Raw genomic sequence first — 20123 nt, 5'->3', positions numbered from 1 at the left:
TCTTCGTGACGGAAACCTTCACCGTCGACGATTCGGTCGAACTCGCCGTCGTCGAGCGCAGCGGCTTCGTCGAGTCCCGCCATGCCGGTTCGGCGATCGTGCTCGGCACCAACGGTGAGGTGTTGCGCACGCTGGGCGACGTGACCAGCCCGGTATTTCCGCGCTCGGCCATGAAACCGTTCCAGGCCGTTGCGGTCATGGCGAGCGGCGTCGCCCTGCGGGGAGCGGATGCCGCCATCGCCACCGCGAGCCACACCGGCACCGCAGCCCACATCGACCTCGTTCGCGGGCTCCTCGCCCGGGCCAAAGTGCCAGAGACTGCGCTCGCCTGCCCGGCGGCCTGGCCGATCGATTCCGCAGCCCGCGACACCCTCGTGCGGCTCGGCGCCGGCAAAGCATCGGTTTACATGGAGTGCTCTGGCAAGCATGCGGCGATGCTCGCGGCGTGCCAGCAAAACGGATGGGCGCTGGAGGGTTATCTGGAGTCGGCGCATCCACTGCAGAAACGCATTCTTGACGTGCTCGAACGTTTCACCGGCGAACGGCCGGTGGCTTCCGGCACCGATGGGTGCGGCGCTCCGGTGCACGCGATCTCCCTCACCGGGCTCGCCCGCGGCATCGCGCGCATCGCCACCAGCAAGTCCAACTCACCGTTTGCGATCTACCGTGAGGCGGGATACCTGGCCGAAGCGGTGCGCGCCAACGGCTGGGTGGTGGCCGGTCCCGGCCACTCGGACAGCATCGTGATCGACCGTCTCGGACTGTTCGTGAAGGGCGGAGCGGAGGGGATCATGGTCGCCGCCGCCGAGAACGGCACGACCGTGGCACTGAAGATTCTCGACGGAAACCTGCGCGCCGCCGCGGCAGTCGCACTCGGCCTGCTGGCCGACGCGGGCGCCATCGCGCGAACGGATGTCACCGAGCTGCTGCCAGAGCTCGGCCTCACCGTCACCGGCGGCGGCCAGCCGGTCGGAGAGATTCGCGCCAGCTACGTCTAGCTGGCGCGAACGGGCCGAAACGTGTCAGCTGAGCCTGGCCAGCCGCCGCGCCTTCGCTGCCCCCGAGACCTGCACCGTCACCACAACCACGAGCGCGATGATGAACACGGCCGAAGCGAGCACGTTGGCTTCGGCCGGAATGCCGCGCGCTGCCGAGATGTAGATGTACTTGGGAAAGGTCGTGACCGCGCCGGAGTTGAAGTTCGTGATGATGAAGTCGTCGAAGGACAGCGCGAACGACAACAGGGCGGCCGCCAATATACCAGGCAGCAGCAGCGGAAAAGTGATGCGTGCGAAGACCTGCATGGCCGAACCGTACAGGTCTCGACCAGCTTCTTCCAAAGCCGGGTCGAGGCTCGCTACGCGCGCCTTCACGGTGACGACGACGAAGCTGATGCAGAACATCGTGTGCGCGAGAATGATCGTCAGCATGTCCTTGGGCACTCCCAGCGATAGGAACTGCGCCGCCAGGCCCGCGCCGAGCACGACCTCGGGGGTGGCCATCGGCAGGAATAAGAGCAGGCTGGTCTGCGACCGAAACTTGAACCGGTAGCGCACGATGGCGATCGCGATCATGGTGCCGAGGGTGGTCGCGACGACCGTGGCGACGGCTCCGATGAACAGGCTGTTGCCGAAGGCCTGACAGACGGCCCCGTTCTGCACGTTGCAGACGTTCAGCCATTTGTCGAAGGTGAAACCGCGCCAGGTGATGTTCGATTTGAGGGAATCGTTGAAGGAATAGACGAAGGTATATCCGATGGGAATCATCAGAAACAGCAACGCCAGGCCGCTGTACACGGGAAGTAGCCACTTGCCGAGGGAGAGTTTCACAGCAGTTCCTCCGTTCCAGATCGTTTGACGTAGATACTGACGATCACCAGGATCACGGTCATCAAAATGATTGACAGGGCCGCCGCTGAGGGGTAATTCTGCAGCACCAGAAAGTTCGCCTCGATGACATTTCCCATCATCTGCGTGCCGGTACCACCGAGAAAGTCCCGGCTGGCGTTGATGTAGTCACCGGCGGCAGGGATGAAGGTGAGCAGGGTTCCTGCCACGATACCGGGCATGGACAGCGGAATGGTGACCTTGCGGAACACCTGGAACGGGCTCGCGTAGAGGTCATTGCCGGCCTCGAGGTAGCGTACGTCGAGCCGTTCCAGGGTCGTGTACAGGGGCAGCGTCATGAACGGAATGAAGTTGTAGGTCAGACCGAAAATCACCGAGAATGCCGTTCCGGTCACGTGGGCTTCCGGCCCCAGCAGCGACAGCGCTTTCAGCGACTGCACGACGAAGGACTCGTCGGAGAACAGTTGCTTCCAGGCCAGGGTGCGCAGCAGAAAGCTGATGAAGAACGGCGCGATCACGAGCACGAGCATGAGACTCTGCAGCAGCGGCCATTTGCGAGCCTTCACCCCGATGAAATAGGCCAGCGGGTAACTGATCAGCAGTGCGAAAAACGTCGCGGCCAGCGCGTAGCTGAACGATCGCACGATGTGCGGCCAGTAGGTCGTGACAACCTCGACGTAGTTCTGCCAGCGAAAGGCGTAGTCGTACTGGCCGATATCGCCGAACTCCCGCGGTGCCTGGAACGACGTCAGCAGCAGCGACACCAGCGGGGTAAGGAAAAACAGCACCAGATAGAGGATGCCGGGGAGCAGCAGAAACAGCGCCACCGGACTGCGACGCCGGGCGACCGGGTCGGTCGACGGCGCGGTGGTGGTCGAGAACGCGGCGAAAGCCATCGCTAAGCCTCCTCAAGCTCCGTGACGAGGGAAGACCGGCGCTGCTGCGCGATGGTCTTCGTGTCGAGGTCGGCCTCGAATCGCGGTTCAGCGGTCGGATCGTCGTCTAGGCCGAAGCCGTGGTCGATGTTCCAGCTGAGCCAGACCTCGGCACCGACGTGCGCGGCCGGGCCGAAAGCCATGTTCTGAGCGAAGACGACCATGGTGCCGACCCCGGGAACGGCCACCAGATATTGCGTGCTGACCCCGCTGAAGGACACATCGATGACCTTGCCAGGGCCCATCACGTTGCGGCCGGCATCGTGGCTGGGCTCTTCGGCGTGCAGGGTGAGCTTCTCGGGACGAACGCCGATAGTGACCTCGCCGGCCACGCGGTGGGCACGCTCCAGCGGAACCACAATCTTCTGTCCGGAGACATCGACCGCGATAGCGGTGCTCGTGGTGGAGACGACCGGACCGGTGAAGAGGTTGGACTGGCCGAGAAAGTTGGCGACGAACGCGGTCCTTGGCAGTTCGTAGAGTTGCTGAGGTTCGCCCATCTGCTCGATACGACCCTTGTTCATGACAGCGATGGTGTCGGCCATGGTCATGGCCTCCTCCTGATCATGGGTCACGTGCAGAAAGGTGAGGCCGACCTCTTCCTGGATGGTCTTCAACTCGAGCTGCATTTGACGTCGGAGCTTAAGGTCGAGCGCTCCGAGCGGCTCGTCGAGCAGGAGCAGCGCCGGCCGGTTGACGATGGCGCGGGCCAGCGCCACCCGTTGCTGCTGACCGCCGGAGAGCTGCTGTGGTTTGCGCTGGGCGAGGTGATCAAGTTCGACCAGGAGCAGCGCCTCGTGCGCCTTGGCCACCGGGTCGCCGATCTTGCGTCGGCGCAGCCCGAATGCCACGTTCTCCAGCACGGTCATGTGCGGAAAGAGAGCGTAGCTCTGAAACACGGTATTGACCGGGCGCTGAAAGGATTTCTGATTTGTCACATCCGTTCCCCCAATGAGGATGCGACCGCTAGTGGGTTCTTCCAACCCAGCAACGAGCCGCAGCGTAGTCGTCTTGCCGCAGCCTGAGGGGCCGAGCAGCGCGAAGAACGATCCGGCCGGAATGGTGAGGTTGAGATTTTCAATTGCGGTGAACCCGGGGAAACGTTTCTCGATGCCGACCAGTTCCAGGTCAGCGCCACGATCGGCGAACGCACCGACGGCCATCAGGCTGCACCCAGCAGAATCGCCTGGAACTGGGCGTTGAAGGTCTGTTCTTCGGTGCCGTCGAGGCCACGGAAAACGTAGGCGTTGGCCAGGGTCGCATCGTCGGGAAAGATCAGCGGATCTTCGGCCAGAGCCGGATCGATAGCCATCATGGCTTCCTTAGCTCCAACCACCGGGGTGATGTAGTTCACGTACGCGGCGACCTCGGCGGCAACCGCGGGATCGTAGTAATAGTTGATGAGTTCTTCAACATTCTTCTTGCCGGGCGAGCCGATCGGCACCACGAAGTTGTCGTTCCAGAGCGTGCCGCCCTTTTCCGGAACGATGAACCCCCACTTGTCGCCATTCTCGGCGTTGAGCTGCACGATATCCCCGGACCAGACGATTGCCGCGAGGGTGTCTTCGTTGGCGAGGTCCTCCTTGTACGAGTTGCCCTTAATGTTGCGAATCTGGCCGTCGGAAACCTGCTTCTTGAACTCGTCGATGGCCGCGGTGAATTCCTCCTCACCCCATTTGCCAGAGATGTCGACACCCTGGTCCAACATGATCAGGCCCATCGTGTCGCGCATTTCGGAGAGCACACCAACGCGGCCCTTCAGCTCCGGCGCCCAGAGGTCTTCGACAGAGGTCAGGCCCTGCGGAAACTTCTCCTTGTTCCAGGCCAGACCGGCGAACCCACCCTGCCACGGAATGCTCATGGCGCGCCCCGGGTCAAAGTCAACGTCCTGAAGCGACGGAAGCAGGTTGGCGAGATTGGGAATATTGGCGTGATCAAGTTCCTGGGTATAGCCGAATCGAATCATACGGCTCACCATCCAGTCGGTCAGGCACACGGCGTCGGCGCCGATGTCCTGACCGAGGGCGAGTTGGTCTTTTACCTTGCCGTAGTAGGAGTTGTTGTCGTCGACGGCTTCGGTGTACTTGACCGAAAGACCGGTTTGGGCCTTGAACGCGTCGAGGGTTGGGTAGTTGCCGGCGTCGTCGACGTCGACGTAGAGCGCCCAGTTGTCCCAGCGGATGGTCTTATCGGTGGCTGAGGTGTCGGCGGCAGCGGTGGGTTTGGCCGCGGCACCGGAGGAGCACGCGGCGAGAGCGAGCGCGGTAGCGCCGGCACCGGCGCCAGCCAGAAGAGTGCGACGCCCCATCTGGGAGTTCTGCGCCTGGCGGATGAGTTGGCGGATCATGGGATCGGCGGGCAGCGGCTTGGACTTCATCAGGGTTCTCCTAGCATTCTGGGCACGCACAGGGTCAAGACTCGCTGCGTTGCGAGTTGGTCGATAATTGCACATATCAGTGGTAGAAACACCTAAAAGAGGTCAAAACATTGATCTTGCAATCGATTTGTCACGAAATCAGCACAAACTCGCAACATTCGCCTTCGAAAACGTCGGTTGCTCGCGACTAGGGTGGTGGCGAGAGCGGCGCTGAGCGCTTCGTTGACGAGCACGCTTCGAGAGGATCACCATGAGAATCGCCATTCCCACCGAGATTAAGAACAATGAGTTTCGGGTCGCGATTACCCCGGCGGGGGTTCATGACCTCGTGTTGCACGGTCACGATGTTCTCGTGCAGGCCGGCGCCGGCGTCGGTTCGTCAATTCGCGATCAGCAGTATGCCTCTGCCGGAGCGACGATTCTGCCCGATGCCGCGAGCATCTGGGCGGCCGCCGATCTGTTACTCAAGGTCAAGGAACCCGTGGCGAGCGAGTACGGCTATTTTCGCGCCGATCTGGTGCTGTTCACCTACCTGCATCTGGCGGCCGAACCCGAGCTGACCCGGGCCCTGCTCGAGAGCGGCGTCACCGCGATCGCCTACGAAACAGTGCAGTTGCCTTCGCGGTCCCTGCCCCTTCTGGCGCCGATGAGCGAGGTCGCCGGCCGGCTCGCACCAATCGTCGGAGCCAATGTCATGCTCAAGCCGAACGGCGGCCCCGGCCTTTTGGTACCGGGAGTTCCAGGCACCCATCCAGCGAAGATCGTTGTTCTCGGCGGCGGTGTCGCTGGCACTGCCGCGATGCAGGTGTCCCTCGGTCTCGGTGCCGAGGTGACCGTACTCGACACCAACTTATTTCGGCTGCGCGAGATCGACGCCCTGCTCTTCGGCCGGGTCAAGACCATCGCCTCGAACAGTTTCGAGATCGACAAAGCAGTTTCGGAGGCCGACATGGTCATCGGCTCGGTACTTATTCCCGGCGCGAAGGCACCCAAACTGGTCAGCAATGAACTCGTGTCGCGCATGAAATCGGGCAGCGTACTGGTGGATATCGCCGTCGACCAGGGAGGGTGCTTCGCCGACAGCCATGCGACCACACACGCCGACCCCACGTTCACCGTTCACCGGTCGCTGTTCTACTGCGTCGCGAACATGCCCGGTGCCGTGCCGCACACCTCGACCTATGCCCTGACAAACGCAACGCTGCCCTATGTGCGGGCTCTCGCCACACTGGGATGGGTCAACGCGCTGCGCGCGGACGCCGCGCTCGCCCAGGGCCTCAACGCCTTCAGCGGGCGACTGACCAGCGCCCCCGTGGCGCTCGCCCATGGGTTGCCCCACCAGCCCGTCGCCGAAGTGCTGCTCTAGCGTCCAGCTTCAAGGGTCAGGGGTCACCTTCCGGCAGCACGGCCCGAGTCACCTCGCCGTCCGGGTGCAGCACCCAAACCCGTCCGCGCCCGGGAGCCAATGGCGGCGGCAGCTCCCGGCGATGGCTCAGCAGGCGAAAATCTGACAGGCTGCACCGATCAAAGACCAGGCTCACCGGCTGGTCGCTCGAGGACGGGCCGTTCGCAGTCTGGCCGCGCAGCTTCGCCAGCAGCGTCCAGTGCGCCTGCCAGGTTTCGGCGTCACCCACGACGATCACCCGGCCAGCGGCATCCTGTTGGCCGCCTTCCCCTGCAACCTGCAGGGCGGATGCCGCCGGCCCGCTCGTTCCCGCCAGCTCCGTCACCGACGCGCCCAGGGCACCGCGCAACCGGGTCGCTGTGCTCCGGGGAGACGAGGACACGATCAGCAGTGGGCCGGAGCCGGGAAGGCCCGGGATAGGCGTTCCGGTTGGCGCCGACACCTGAGACCCCTCGGGCGCCAAAAGTTGCACTCGCAGGGAATTCCAGACTCCCCCGCCCGCCGGCAGCGAGCCGTTGTAGCTGGCCGACTGTCCTCCGGCAGCGAGGTGGTCCTGCACGGTGGGCAGTCTCAGCAGCAGCGTGCTTGGGCAGAGGGCGGCCAGCCCGGGAACCACGCTCGTGTGCCGTTGCACGGCCACGACAACGTGCACACCGGCGGCCGGTCCGTCCCGCAGCAGCCCGGTGAGCAGGTCAACCGCAGCCAGCCGATGGTCGGGCTGCCAGCGAGCGCAAACGGAGTCGAAGTCATCGAAGAGCACCAACCGGGGTGATGCGGGTGTCTGCTGACCGGTTTCGACCAGGGCGTTGATGTTCGCGAGGGCGTCCCAGGCTGATTCGACGTCCGCGGCGACCAATTGGGTCAGGCGCTGCCCGTCGGCCGCGCGGGCCAGCGTGTGCAGCAGTGTGGATTTGCCCGAACCTGACCCACCGACGACGAGCAGATGCCCGTCGACTTCCGGAGAGTAGGCGAACACGCGGTATCGCTGACGCTCGGGTTCGTCGAGCAATCCAAGTGGATAGCCGGGTGTTGGGACGTCGACGACCTCCAAATCGCCCAGGTCGACCACCGGCGGGAGCGGATCGAGCCACGGACGTCGCTGCGTCCCCAGGAACGGCTGGCACAAAGTTGCCGCCGCGATGCTCCCAATGTCGAGATCCCCGGTCGTCGCGACCTGGCAGAGAACCGTTTCGCCCGCTTCGGTGGCGACGAGGCAACGGCCGGGCTCATTCACTGCCAGTGCGGCCGCGGCATCCGTTCCGATCACAGCCTGGCTGTCGGCGCGATTATTCACCCGCAGGGACAGGCGCAGGCTGCAGTTCGCCAGCAGCGCGTCGCGCACGACTCCCGAGGGTCGTTGGGTGCACAAAATCAGGTGGACACCGAGCGATCGCCCCCTGGCGGCTATGTCGACGAACAGGGCGTGCAGTTCGGGAAACACCCCGAGCATCGTTGCGAATTCATCGACGACGATGACCAACCGCGGCAGCGGATGCTCCAGCCTCACGTCGGTCAGGTCTCGCGCCCCGGCAGCGCTGAGCATCCGTTCACGGTAGCGCAGTTCGGCCCCCAGACTGGCCAAGGCTCGGGCTGCGGTGTTCGAGTCGAGATCGGTGATGAGGCCTACGCAGTGCGGGAGTCGCCCGAGGGGTTGAAAGGCAGCGCCGCCCTTGAAATCGACGAGCAGAAAATTCACCTGGCTGGGCGAATAAGTGCCGGCTAACGCTGCGACCCACGTGGTGAGGAGTTCGCTCTTGCCGCTGCCGGTGGTTCCCCCGACAACGGCGTGCGGTCCGGATTGTACGAGATCGATTCGCACCGGCCCGTCTCGGCCGATACCAATCAGGCAGTCCAGGCTCGGCGGGGCCGCGGCGCAGTCGGCCGCCGAGGCACCGGCTCCGTGTTCGAGCAATTCCGTCAGGGTGACTGAGGTCGGGAGCGCCTCGGCCATGGTGAGGAGTCCGGCGGCGCGAGCCTGCTCGGTTATTGTCACGGCGAAGTCGGACGCTTCGGCCCTGGCCAGCAATTCCGGGCAGAAATCGACGGGCGGCGCCCGATTCGGCGATCGGATGATCTGTGCTCGGGCCGGCCCATTCACCCGTACGACCGTTCCGCAACCGGGAGGAAGATCTTCCAGCCGCGACGCGACGACCAAGAGAAGCCGCCCACGATCGGGCTCGGTGCGCGGGTGCGCGGCGGCGGGCGGTGAGGCGGTGCCGGGCTGTGATGTGGACTCGGTTCGAAGCCTGATCGTGAGCCGGCCCGGCGTTGGTGCGGCATGAGGCAGCTGGGCCACCCAGTTCCAGTCGCTCGTGTGCTGGCCGGTCTCGCTGGAGATGCCAAGGTCGGTCGGCGGCATCGCGAAGCAGAGTTGCACGAGTACGGCTCGGGCGAGGGCATCCGCGAGCGGAATTGGACCGACGATCCCGAGCCCGTGCGTCAGGTCGACGACGATCGGTGCACCGGTCACGGTCGCGGCCCAGTCCCGCAGCTCGCGGTGCTCGTTCGGCACGCTCGCCCCGCCGAGTCGAATTCCGCTCGGAGCCGGACCCTTTCCAAGCGCGACGAGGGCCGCATCCGTCTGCCGCCAGCGCGCGGCGGCAGCGCTGCCGCGCACGATGGTTCGGGCTGATGGAGTGTGTTGCCATGCTTCGTCGCGCCAGCGGGTTTGACGTTCGGTGATGACGGTGCGCAGCAACGCCACCGCCTCGGTCTGCGATGCCGTCTCGGCCCGGCGACGTTTGCGGCCCAGGCGTTTTGAATCGAACATGCTGGCCACCGCAATGATCGGGCTGAGGACGGCGAAGATCAGCGCAAAAGCCGAGCCGGTGATCGTCCAGATCAGCCCGGCCGCCGCCAGCGGTGCCACCGTGGCGAGGATGGGAAACCCGGCCGGCGGCAGCATGGCTGGCGCAGGAGGCAGGGAGAGGGACTCATCGACGGTGGACACCCGTCCAGCAGACCAGATCGCGGATCGAAAAGCGGCCTCAATCGGCCCATCGGTGCACGATCGGCGTTCGCGGCGCCAGTGGAGGAGGCGTCGACGGCCGGTCAGGCGACGCTGAAGGAATGGTCGGCGATTTCGACCCGGGTGCCGCGAGGCAGAACGTAGCGTCGCCCCGGCTCAAGCTGCTCGGCCGTTTCGCCGGGACGGCGGATGACCGTACCGTTACCTGAGACCCGGTCGCTGACCCAGAATTCACCGTCGTGCTGGCCAAACTCAAGGTGGGTTTTCGAGACAGAGCGGTCGGCATCCGCTACCCGAATGAGTTCGTCGAAGATTTCGTCGGGTTGGGGAAGGGGCTTGCGTCCGATCAGGCCGGAACCGTGCACCGACACCCGCTGGCCCGTGCTGAACTTCAACACGAAGGTCGCCCGGGTTGGTAGTGCCGCCATCGGCACCGCGGCGGGTGCAGTTGTGGGTGCAGCGGTCACGACGGCAGCAGCCCGCACCGGTACCGGCACGGCCACTGGGATCGGTACGGAAATCACGACGGGCGAGCGCGGCAGGCGTGCAATGATCGTCGTGTCGTTCGGGCGGGGGTCCGGACGCTTACGCGACGCAACGGTGGCGGTGCGAGAGCTGCCGCATTCGCCGCAGAACATGGCGCCGACCGGCAACCAGGCCCCGCAAATTTGACAGGTCACGAGCGGCTGAACCTAGACCTTTTTGACCAGACTGGACTTGAGTTGCATGAACCCGAAACCGTCGACCTTGCAGTCGATGTCGTGACCGTCGACCGGATCGACGAGACGGATGTTGCGCACCTTGGTGCCGACCTTAATCGACAACGACTGGCCCTTGACCTTGAGGTCCTTGATGATCGAGACGGTGTCGCCATCGGTCAAGACGGTTCCGAAGGCGTCTTTGACTAGGGCTTCCTGCTCTTCCTCGACCGGTTCGTTCGACCATTCGTGCGCGCAGAGCGGGCAAACCAGCAGTGAGCCCATCTCGTAGGTCAGGTCGCTGGAGCATTCAGGGCACGGAGGCAGGGTGTCATTCACTCGTTCTATAATACGCGACCGGCGAGCGACACGATCAGGATTCGGGCGCCTCGTAGGGTTCGACCGCCAGCACATCGACCACGATCGCCGTGATATTGTCCCGACCGCCGTTCTCCAGGGCCGCCTCGACCATGGCCGCAACGGCATCCGCTGCCAGCTTCTTTTCGAGCAGAAAATGACGGATTCCGTAGGAGGTGAGTTCCTTGGTCAGTCCGTCAGAGCAGACCAGAATTCGCATGCCCGCCTGGATCGGCAGGATGCGGTAATCGGGAATGGGTGGTTCGTGAAAGCCGACGGCGCGGGTGATGATGTTGCCGTGTGGGTGCACGTCTGCTTCTTCGCGGGTGATGCGCCCGGCGTCGACCAGCTCCTGCACGACCGAGTGGTCGTTGGTGACCTGCTCGAGAACCCCGCCGGTGAGCTGGTAGACCCGGGAATCACCGATGTTGTACACAATCCAACTGACGGCATCCGAGACGAGCGCCAGCGCCACGCCGGTTACGGTCGTTCCGGTCCCCTGATCGGTGACCCCGACCCCCTGCGCCATGTCTTCCACCGCGAGAGCGAGCGCCCGATCGATCGAACCGGCCTCCGCCACGAGTGTTCCGGTGAGCTCAGCCAGCCTGGTCACGACGGCGGCACTGGCGACATCTCCGGCCGAGTGCCCGCCCATACCGTCGGCGACAGCGAACAGCGGCGGCGCGGCGAGAAAGCTGTCCTCGTTCACCTCACGGCGATGGCCGACATCGGTCAGGGCTGCCCACGCCAACGTCAACGTCGTTGCTGCGCTGGGCAGTTCGACACGAAATCCGGTCGAACCTTGACCAATCTGGGTCACGGGTGGTGCCTTCCGAGAGTGGGGCACGAATTCGTCCCCGCCGTTCCAACGTTCACCGAAGGACTTGGACCATAATAACGTCACCATTCGCAGCCACCGCACCGCCTAGTGTCCGATGTAACTCATCACGTGCTTGATGCGGGTGTAATCCTCGAACCCATACATCGAGAGGTCCTTGCCATAGCCGGAGTGTTTGAAACCGCCGTGGGGCATCTCGGCAACGATGGGAATGTGAGTGTTGATCCACACACAACCGAAATCGAGGTGCTTGGCCAAGCGCATCGCACGACCGTGATCGCGGGTCCACACCGACGACGCCAGGCCGTACTGCACGTCGTTCGCCCAGCGCAGGGCCTCGGCCTCATCGGTGAAGCGCTGCACGGTCATCATGGGGCCAAAGATCTCGTGCTGCACCGCCTCGTCGGTCTGCTTTAGGCCGCTGACAATGGTCGCTTCGTGAAAGTATCCGGTGTTGCCGACTCGATGGCCCCCGAGTTCGAGCACGGCATGGTCGGGCAGCCGGTCGACGAAGCCCGATACCTGGGCGAGTTGGTTGACGTTGTTGACCGGCCCGAACAGGATTCCCTGCTCGGCGGGCGCTCCGGTGCGCGCGTTATCCCTGGCATAGGCGGTCAGCGCGGCGACGAATTCGTCGTGAATTCCGGCCTGAACGAGTAGCCGAGTGGCCGCTGTGCAGTCCTGGCCGGCGTTGAAGAAGCCGGCGGCGACGATCCCGGCGACGGCGAGCTCGATGTCAGCATCGTCGAACACGATCACGGGGGCTTTGCCGCCGAGTTCGAGGTGTACCCGTTTCAGGTCGTGCGACGCGGCCTCGGCGACGGCCATTCCGGCCCGCACCGAACCGGTGATCGATACGAGCTGCGGGGTTCTGTGGTCAATCATGGCGGCTCCGGTCGTGCGGTCGCCGGTGATCACGTTGAGCACGCCGTTCGGTAGAAACTCCGCCGCGACCTCGGCGAGCAGCAGGGTCGCACTCGGGGTGGTGTCAGACGGTTTGAGCACCGTGGTGTTGCCGGCGGCGAGCGCGGGAGCGAACTTCCAGACGGCCATATTCAGCGGATAGTTCCAGGGTGTGACCTGACCGACGACACCGATCGGTTCACGCCGAATGAACGAGGTATGGTCGGTCATATACTCGCCGGCCGCTCGACCTTCGAGGTTGCGGGCGGCACCGGCGAAGAAACGAATCTGGTCGACCGAAAGCAGAATTTCGTCGTCGACGAGGGTGGAACGCGGCTTGCCGGTGTCCAGCGACTCGGCGTCGGCGAATTCTTCGGCCCGAGCCTCGATCGCGTCGGCAATTCGAAACAGCGCGAGTTGGCGCGCCGCCGGAGTTGTCTCACCCCAAATTTCAAAAGCGGATGCCGCAGCCCGGTAGGCTCCGTCCACGTCGGTCGCATTCGACACCGGGCTGCTGCCATAGACCGTTTCGGTCGCGGGGTCGACGAGATCGAAACGTTCCAACGATGTGGAATCGACGTATTGGCCGTTGATGAAGTTGCGTAACTCGGGGGCGCTCATGCGGCCCAGTGTACCTATTTCAATTTGATATGCACCCAGATCTACAAATGAAATGCGCAGTGATTTGCATTATGTGCGACGGATTCGCTTGCCGAAGTGCATTTGGACTGACAGAATCGATGCATGAATGGACAAAGGCGCGGTCACCCGCCCAAGCCGGCCCCGCTCGACGATGTGTCAAAAAAGATCATCGAACAGCTTCAAGCCGACGGACGTCGGTCGTACGCGGAGATCGGCAAAGCCGTCGGTCTCAGTGAAGCGGCCGTGCGACAGCGGGTGCAAAAGCTCACCGACGCCGGCGTTATGCAGGTTGTCGCCGTGACCGACCCGATGCAGTTGGGTTTCTTTCGTCAGGCCATGATCGGCATTCGCGCCTCGGCCGATACCCGTGTGCTCGCCGAGCAGCTGGCGGCAATCGATGCCGTTGACTACGTCGTGCTCACGGCCGGCACCTTTGACATTCTCGCCGAGGTCGTCTGCGAAGACGACGACGAACTGCTCGAACTGCTCAACTCCAAGATCCGCAATCTCGATGGAGTCCTCTCCACCGAGACGTTCGTTTATCTCAAACTCCACAAACAGTTCTATAACTGGGGAACACGGTAAAAAATGACTCTCACCACGCCCATCGATTCATCGACCGCGTACAGCGACGCCCATAACGCCGAGCTGCAGCAAAAGGCCAAGGACCACCTATGGATGCACTTCTCCCGTCAGTCGGTGATGGAGTCCGGAGCCGGAGTGCCCATCATCGTCAAGGGCCAGGGACACCACATCTGGGACTCCAAGGGTAAGCAGTACATCGACGGCCTGAGCGGCCTGTTCACGGTCAACGCCGGCCACGGACGCAAGCGTCTCGCCGAGGTCGCCGCGAAGCAGGCCGAAGAGCTCGCCTTCTTCCCGATCTGGTCGTACGCCCATCCGAACGCGATCGAACTGGCCGACCGGCTCGCCTCCTACGCTCCCGGCGACCTCAACCGGGTGTTCTACTCCACCGGCGGCGGCGAAGCAGTCGAGACCGCCTTCAAGCTTGCGAAGTACTACTGGAAGCTGATGGGTCGCCCCACCAAGCACAAGGTCATCTCCCGCAACGTCGCCTACCACGGCACCCCTCAGGGAGCGCTGGCCATCACCGGAATCCCCGCGATGAAAGAGATGTTCGAGCCGGTCACCCCCGGTGGCTTTCGCGTTCCCAACACGAACTTCTATCGTGCCGAGGAGATGAGCCCCGGGCTCGGTCTCGGCGACAACCTTGAGGTATTCGGTCAGTGGGCCGCGAACCGCATCGAAGAGATGATCCAGTTCGAGGGCCCCGAGACCGTCGCCGCCGTGTTCCTCGAACCGGTGCAGAACTCGGGAGGCTGCTTTCCCCCGCCCCCCGGCTATTTCAAGCGCGTCCGCGAAATCTGCGACAAGTACGACGTGCTCCTGGTCGCGGACGAGGTCATCACGGCGTTCGGTCGCATCGGAAACATGTTCGCCTCCACGACCTACGGCATCCAGCCCGACATGATCACCTGTGCCAAGGGCATGACGAGCGGATACTCGCCGATCGGCGCAACCATCGTCAGTGACCGCATCTACGAACCCTTCAAGCACGGCGACACGACGTTCTACCACGGCTATACCTTCGGCGGACACCCGGTCTCCTCCGCCGTAGCGCTGGCCAATCTGGACATCTTCGAGGAGGAAAAACTCAACGAGAATGTGCGCGAAAATTCGCCACTGTTCCGCAAAGAGCTGGAGAAACTTCTCGATCTGCCGATCGTCGGCGACGTGCGCGGTGCCGGGTACTTCTTCGGCATCGAGCTGGTCAAGGACAAGGGCACCAAGGAAACGTTCAACGATGAGGAGTCGGAGCGGCTGCTGCGCGGTTACCTGTCGAAGGCTCTCTACGAGGCTGGCCTGTACTGCCGCGCCGACGACCGTGGCGACCCGGTCATCCAGCTCGCTCCCCCGCTCACCATCGGCCCGAAGGAATTCGCGGAGATCGGCGAGATTCTGCACGGGGTACTGGCTGAGGCACCGAAGTATATGTAGCGCGTTAGTCGTCGGCTGCGAACTCGTCGAAGTCATCACTCCAGTCTTCGTCGCGTTCGTAGCCGTCGTCTTCGTCGCCCTCCTCACCGTCTTCGCGCGGTACCGCGAACGCCCAGTCCGGCAGATGCCCAGACTTGAGCAGCAGGTCCAGCAGGGTGGCCATGCTGTACTGCGAGTCAATGGCGAGAGCCTGGTCGACGAAGAATCCGGCCACGGACCCGCTGCCGAGAGCCCAGGACAGCCAGGCCAGCATGCACAGCGGTGCTGGTTTGGCTGACCGCGGCGCCATCGCCACGACGGTGCGCAGCAACCCGATCGCGACGCGGATCCGGTCGATGTCTGGCCGTTCGGGCTGTAGGCCCAGCATGATGTCGCTGGTGTGTTTGGCGGTTGGGTCGCCGACCGTGACTTCTTCGGCGACCAGGTCGTCGAGGCTCCGCCCGGTTTCATCCTGGAGCCGCGCATAGTGCCGGTTGAGTTCGCGAGCGCGCAGGCCTTCGTCACGCCCGAACGCGAATTGCACCATGATCTGGTCGCGATGGGGTGGAGACTGCACGAGCACGAGCAGTGCCGCAGCGTCCTCCTCGGTGGGTGGATTCGGCCAGGTCAGCGCCGCCTCAGCGATCATGACGGGGTCGAGCACAAAGCCGAGGGTGGGAAACAGTTCCGGAGCGTTTTCGGCCCGCGCGATGAGGTGGCGGTACCGCCGGTAGATCCGGGCCAGGCGGTCCTTGGTCGCCAGGTTCACCCCGATCGGGTCGGCCCCATTCTGGAGCGTTCCCAGCGGGCGCTGCGTTTCGACCGCTGCCTCCTGGTCCACCGCCTCAAAAATCGGCGATTGGGTAATATCGCTCAGCGGATGCCCGCCAGCGGGGCACTCCGGGTCGAGGTAGCTGCCCCAGGCATCCGCTGCCACGCACAGGGAATCGCGCAGCAGGAAACCGCTCAGTTCAAGCCGCCGGTTGAGGATCTCGGCAAACCCTTCGCGCGGGATACCGGGCGTGCCAACGAACGAATCCGCGGTGTAGATAACCGGAACGACCGCGTCGACTCCGGGAATCTTGCACAGCATCCCGGCGAGGGTCGTTGCAATACGCTTATACACCTTGTGGGGTGCGCCGTCGTCCGGCAGGTTGAAACGCAGCGCACCGCAGGTGCGGTTACCGCGAAAAGCGACGAGAACGGCACTGGACTCGGCAATAAACCCGAGCAGCTGGGGGACGAGTGCCAGAAAGTCCTGAGGCTTCTGGGCTTTGACAATGGTGGGATGCATGCCGCCACTGTGCTCCTCGGTCAGCACCCCCGATATTCTCCCGCCCGAATCTGTGGCGCATTCGGGCGGGCGACGTGCTGGGGAGGACGCGCCTTCCCCTAGACCTCGTCGGCGACGGGCGCCGCGAACTGTGCCGCGTAGAGCGCCTGGTAGGCACCGTTCGCGGCGAGCAGCTGAATATGGTTACCCTGTTCCACAATGCGTCCTGACTCCATGACGAGAATAAGATCGGCGTCGCGAATCGTGGACAGCCGGTGGGCGATGACGAAGCTCGTGCGTTCCGCCCGCAGGGCACTCATCGCCTTCTGCACGAGCACCTCCGTGCGCGTGTCCACCGAGCTGGTGGCCTCATCGAGAATGAGAACGCTCGGCTGCGCCAGAAAAGCACGGGCAATCGTTAGCAGCTGCATCTCGCCGGCGCTCACGTTGCTGCCCTGGTCATCGAGAACGGTGTCGTAGCCGTCGGGCAGTGAGTGCACGAACCGGTCAACGTAGGTCGCTGTGGCGGCCGCGAGAATATCTTTCTCCGTCGCATCCGGTCGGCCGTAGGCGATATTGTCGCGGATCGTGCCGCCGAACAGCCAGGTGTCTTGCAACACCATTCCCATGCGGCTGCGCAGGTCGTGCCTGGTCATGGTGGCGACATCGACGCCATCGAGCAGGATACGACCGGAGTCGATCTCGTAGAACCGCATCATGAGGTTGACCAGTGTGGTCTTACCCGCCCCGGTGGGCCCAACGATGGCGATGGTCTGCCCTGGCTCCGCAACGAGGCTGAGGTCCTCAATCAGCGGCTTGTCTTCGGTGTACCGGAACGACACGTTCTCGAAGACCAGGCGTCCGTGCACCTCGGTCGGAGTCTTGGCCGGGTCGGGGTCTTCACTCTGTTCGTCGGCGTCGAGCAGGTCGAAGACGCGTTCAGCGGATGCGACGCCCGACTGCAGCAGGTTGGCCATCGACCCGAGCTGGGCGAGCGGCTGGGTGAACTGGCGGGAGTATTGGATGAACGCCTGCACGTCACCCAGCTGCATGGCACCGGAGGCAACCTGCAGACCGCCAACGACCGCGATGGCGACGTAGACGAGGTTACCGATGAAGGTCATCGCCGGCATGATCATGCCGCTGATGAACTGGGCGCCAAAACTTGCCGCGTACAGGTCGTCGTTCTTCTGCTTGAACCGCGCGTCGACCTCTTTCTGCCGGCCGAAAACCTTGACCAGGGCATGGCCGGTGAACGTCTCCTCGATCTGACCGTTGAGCTCGCCGGTGTTCGCCCATTGGGCCACGAATAGCTGCTGGGACCGTTTGGCGATGAACGCGGTGATCACCAGGGTGAGCGGCACGGTGACCAGCGCGATCAAAGCGAGCAGTGGCGAGAGGATGAGCATCATCACGATCACGCCGACCACCGTGAGCAGGCTGGTCACCACCTGACTCAGCGACTGTTGCAGGCTCTGCGAAATGTTGTCGACATCGTTGGTCACCCGGCTCAGCAACTCACCGCGCGGCTTCTTGTCGAAGTAGCTCAGCGGCAGGCGGTTGATCTTGGCCTCGATCTCTTCACGCAGCCGGTACACCGTGCGCTGCACGACGCCGTTGAGTACGTAAGCCTGCATCCAGCTGAACACGCTCGACAGCACATACAGCGCGAGCGCCCAGAACAGCACGGTGGAGAGCATGGCGAAGTCGATGCCGAGTCCGGGTGTGAGCGTCATGCCGCTGAGCATGTCGGCCTGGGTGGTGTTGCCGGCCGCCCTCAGACCTGCGACCACCTCGGCCTGGCTGCTGCCGCTCGGCAGCGACTTCGACACGACGCCGGAGAAGATCAGGTTGGTGCCTTCGCCGAGCAAACGCGGGCCAAGCACCGAGAACGTGACGCTGATCACGGCGAGGGCGAAAACGAGAGCCAGCCAGAGCCGCTCGGGGCGCAGCTTGCCGAGCAGGCGCCTGCCCGACGCGGTGAAGTTCATCGATTTCTCGGCCGGCAGACTCATACCGCCGAAGGGGCCTCCGCCACGCTGTGGACGCGGGGCCGGCTTATCGTCGCCGCTGGTCTCACTCATGATGCCTCCTCCGCGGTGAGCTGGGATGACACAATTTCCTGATAGGTGGTGTTCGACTCGAGAAGTTGCTCGTGCGTTCCCCGACCGACGATGCGGCCGTCTTCGAGCACCAGGATCTGGTCGGCATCGATGATGCTCGACACCCGCTGGGCGACGATAATCATGGTGGCCCCGTTGGTGCTCTGTTTGAGGGCGAGCCGAAGTCGGGCATCCGTGGCGAGGTCGAGGGCGGAGAATGAGTCGTCGAAAATGTACAGCTCCGGCCGCTTCACCAGGGCGCGGGCGATCGCGAGGCGCTGACGCTGGCCACCAGACACATTGGTTCCGCCCTGTGAAATCGGTGCGTCGAGCCCGCCGGCCATTTCCGTAACGAAATCCCTGGCCTGGGCGATCGTGAGGGCCCGCCAGAGTTCCTCCTGGGTCGCGTCGGGTTTGCCGTAGAGCAGGTTGCTACGCACCGTTCCGGAGAACAGGTAGGGCTTTTGCGGTACGAGGCCGATATGCCCCCAGAGCAGGTCGGGATTGAGCTCGCGCACGTTGACGCCGTCGACGAGCACGGAACCGCTCGTGGCGTCGAACAGGCGCGGCAACAGGTTGACCAGGGTGGTTTTGCCGCTGCCGGTACTTCCGATGATCGCGGTGGTCTCACCGTGGCGGGCGATGAAGCTCACGTTACGCAGCACCGGCTGTTCGGCTCCTGGATAGGCGAAGCCGACATCAAGCAGTTCGAGCTCGCCCTGGCCGACCGTGGCATTGACCGGGTTGGCCGGTGGTACAACGCTCGATTCTGTGGCGAGCACCTCGCCGATGCGGTCGGCCGAGACGGCCGCCCGCGGAATCATGACGGCCATGAACGTGGCCATCATGACGGCCATGAGAATCTGCATGAGATAGCTGAGGAAGGCGATGAGCGTGCCCACCTGCATCGAACCGTCTTCAATGCGGAATGCGCCGAACCAGATTACGGCCACGCTGGAAACGTTGAGTACGAGCATGACGATGGGGAACATGAGCGCCATCAGGCGACCAGAGCTCAGGGCAACGTCGGTGACATCCTGGTTGGCCTTCGCAAATCGGGCGACCTCTTGCGTCTCGCGCACGAACGCCCGCACCACCCGAATACCGGTGAGTTGTTCCCGCAGCACCCGGTTGACGGTGTCGATGCGGGTCTGCATCGTTCGAAACAGCGGAACCATCTTGACGACGATGAATCCGACGGCAATAAGGAGAATGGGCACGCTCACCGCGATGAGCCAGGACAGCTGAACGTCCTGGCGAATCGCCATGATCACGCCGCCGATGCTAAGGATCGGTGCCGAGACCAGCAGGGTGCAGGTGGTCAGTACGAGCATCTGCACCTGCTGCACATCATTGGTGGAGCGGGTGATGAGGGACGGAGCTCCGAACCGAGTGACCTCCTGCTCGGAGAATTCCCCGACGCGGCTAAAGACGGCGCCGCGCAGGTCACGCCCCACCTTCATGGCGACCTTCGCACCGAAGTACACGGCAACGATCGCGCAGGCGATCTGGGCGAGGGTGATGAGCAACATGAGGCCGCCGACGCGCAGGATGTAGTCGGTGTTACCAGTGGCTACGCCCTCGTCGATGATATCGGCGTTGAGGGTGGGGAGAAACAGGGAAGCGATTGATTGTGCCAGTTGAAAAACGATTACTCCCAGCAGCAGCTGCCAGTATGGGCGCAGGTAACGCACGAGCAGAGACCACAGCACGAAATTCTCCTAGTAGAAATCGGTGGCCCGCCCGACCAAAGGTTCGGCGCAGCATCCACTGATGCAAT

General features: G+C 63.7%; 16 protein-coding genes. 4 read left to right on the top strand and 12 right to left on the bottom strand.

Annotated elements, in window-relative coordinates:
* Positions 1–5: 5 nt before the first annotated feature.
* Positions 6–998 (top strand): asparaginase, encoded by a 993-nt coding sequence (locus tag QMK31_RS14495; RefSeq protein ID WP_283501654.1) that lies wholly within the window; start codon positions 6–8, stop codon positions 996–998.
* A 24-nt stretch (positions 999–1022) separates the two neighbouring features.
* Here the strand turns inward: QMK31_RS14495 and QMK31_RS14490 are convergent, their stop codons facing one another.
* From QMK31_RS14490 to QMK31_RS14475, 4 genes are read right to left on the bottom strand one after another with little or no spacing between them, the layout of a single operon-like run.
* The gene (locus tag QMK31_RS14490; RefSeq protein ID WP_283501653.1) at positions 1023–1829 is read right to left on the bottom strand and encodes an ABC transporter permease; all 807 of its coding nucleotides are present in this window, start codon (positions 1827–1829) and stop codon (positions 1023–1025) included.
* Complete coding sequence (locus tag QMK31_RS14485; protein WP_283501652.1) at positions 1826–2743, bottom strand: ABC transporter permease; 918 nt, start codon at positions 2741–2743, stop codon at positions 1826–1828. The genes QMK31_RS14490 and QMK31_RS14485 overlap by 4 nt, the downstream gene beginning before the upstream one ends.
* Before the next feature lie 2 nt (positions 2744–2745).
* The gene (locus QMK31_RS14480; RefSeq protein ID WP_283501651.1) at positions 2746–3945 is read right to left on the bottom strand and encodes an ABC transporter ATP-binding protein; all 1200 of its coding nucleotides are present in this window, start codon (positions 3943–3945) and stop codon (positions 2746–2748) included.
* Positions 3945–5159 carry an ABC transporter substrate-binding protein gene (locus QMK31_RS14475; protein ID WP_283501650.1) on the bottom strand — a complete coding sequence of 405 codons (1215 nt, stop codon included), beginning with the start codon at positions 5157–5159 and terminating at the stop codon, positions 3945–3947. The genes QMK31_RS14480 and QMK31_RS14475 overlap by 1 nt, the downstream gene beginning before the upstream one ends.
* Positions 5160–5409: 250 nt before the next feature.
* On the opposite strand from QMK31_RS14475, the gene ald reads away from it, so the two are divergent.
* Entirely contained in the window at positions 5410–6525 is a 1116-nt protein-coding gene (ald, locus tag QMK31_RS14470; protein ID WP_283501649.1) for an alanine dehydrogenase, read from the top strand.
* Positions 6526–6541: 16 nt separating this feature from the next.
* Here the strand turns inward: ald and QMK31_RS14465 are convergent, their stop codons facing one another.
* The 5 genes from QMK31_RS14465 to QMK31_RS14445 form a co-directional block, all read right to left on the bottom strand.
* The gene (locus QMK31_RS14465; protein ID WP_283501648.1) at positions 6542–9514 is read right to left on the bottom strand and encodes an FtsK/SpoIIIE domain-containing protein; all 2973 of its coding nucleotides are present in this window, start codon (positions 9512–9514) and stop codon (positions 6542–6544) included.
* A 101-nt stretch (positions 9515–9615) separates the two neighbouring features.
* Entirely contained in the window at positions 9616–10212 is a 597-nt protein-coding gene (locus tag QMK31_RS14460) for an FHA domain-containing protein (protein ID WP_283501647.1), read from the bottom strand.
* Between the two features lie 12 nt (positions 10213–10224).
* Positions 10225–10569: a zinc ribbon domain-containing protein YjdM gene (locus QMK31_RS14455; protein ID WP_283501646.1), complete on the bottom strand. Its 345-nt coding sequence runs from the start codon at positions 10567–10569 to the stop codon at positions 10225–10227.
* 34 nt (positions 10570–10603) lie between these two features.
* The gene (locus QMK31_RS14450) at positions 10604–11407 is read right to left on the bottom strand and encodes a PP2C family protein-serine/threonine phosphatase (protein WP_502853269.1); all 804 of its coding nucleotides are present in this window, start codon (positions 11405–11407) and stop codon (positions 10604–10606) included.
* Between the two features lie 105 nt (positions 11408–11512).
* Positions 11513–12949, bottom strand: coding sequence for a gamma-aminobutyraldehyde dehydrogenase (locus QMK31_RS14445; RefSeq protein ID WP_283501645.1), 1437 nt, complete (start codon positions 12947–12949; stop codon positions 11513–11515).
* 123 nt (positions 12950–13072) lie between these two features.
* Here QMK31_RS14445 and QMK31_RS14440 point away from each other — a divergent pair, with 123 nt between their 5' ends.
* Complete coding sequence (locus QMK31_RS14440; RefSeq protein WP_283501644.1) at positions 13073–13555, top strand: Lrp/AsnC family transcriptional regulator; 483 nt, start codon at positions 13073–13075, stop codon at positions 13553–13555.
* Positions 13556–13558: 3 nt separating this feature from the next.
* Positions 13559–14989, top strand: a complete 1431-nt coding sequence (locus QMK31_RS14435) for an aspartate aminotransferase family protein (protein WP_283501643.1) — start codon at positions 13559–13561, stop codon at positions 14987–14989.
* A 4-nt stretch (positions 14990–14993) separates the two neighbouring features.
* Here the strand turns inward: QMK31_RS14435 and QMK31_RS14430 are convergent, their stop codons facing one another.
* The 3 genes from QMK31_RS14430 to QMK31_RS14420 form a co-directional block, all read right to left on the bottom strand.
* Positions 14994–16262 (bottom strand): DUF4192 domain-containing protein, encoded by a 1269-nt coding sequence (locus QMK31_RS14430; RefSeq protein ID WP_283501642.1) that lies wholly within the window; start codon positions 16260–16262, stop codon positions 14994–14996.
* Positions 16263–16360: 98 nt separating this feature from the next.
* Positions 16361–18325 (bottom strand): ABC transporter ATP-binding protein, encoded by a 1965-nt coding sequence (locus tag QMK31_RS14425; RefSeq protein WP_283501641.1) that lies wholly within the window; start codon positions 18323–18325, stop codon positions 16361–16363.
* A complete protein-coding gene (locus QMK31_RS14420; RefSeq protein ID WP_283501640.1) occupies positions 18322–20055 on the bottom strand; it encodes an ABC transporter ATP-binding protein in 1734 nt (577 codons plus the stop codon). Before QMK31_RS14420 ends, QMK31_RS14425 begins: the two co-directional genes overlap by 4 nt.
* Positions 20056–20123: the final 68 nt, after the last annotated feature.

The organism is Cryobacterium sp. PH31-O1 (assembly GCF_030063455.1).
GTDB lineage: Bacteria > Actinomycetota > Actinomycetes > Actinomycetales > Microbacteriaceae > Cryobacterium.
This window is presented reverse-complemented; position numbering and strand designations above follow the sequence as displayed.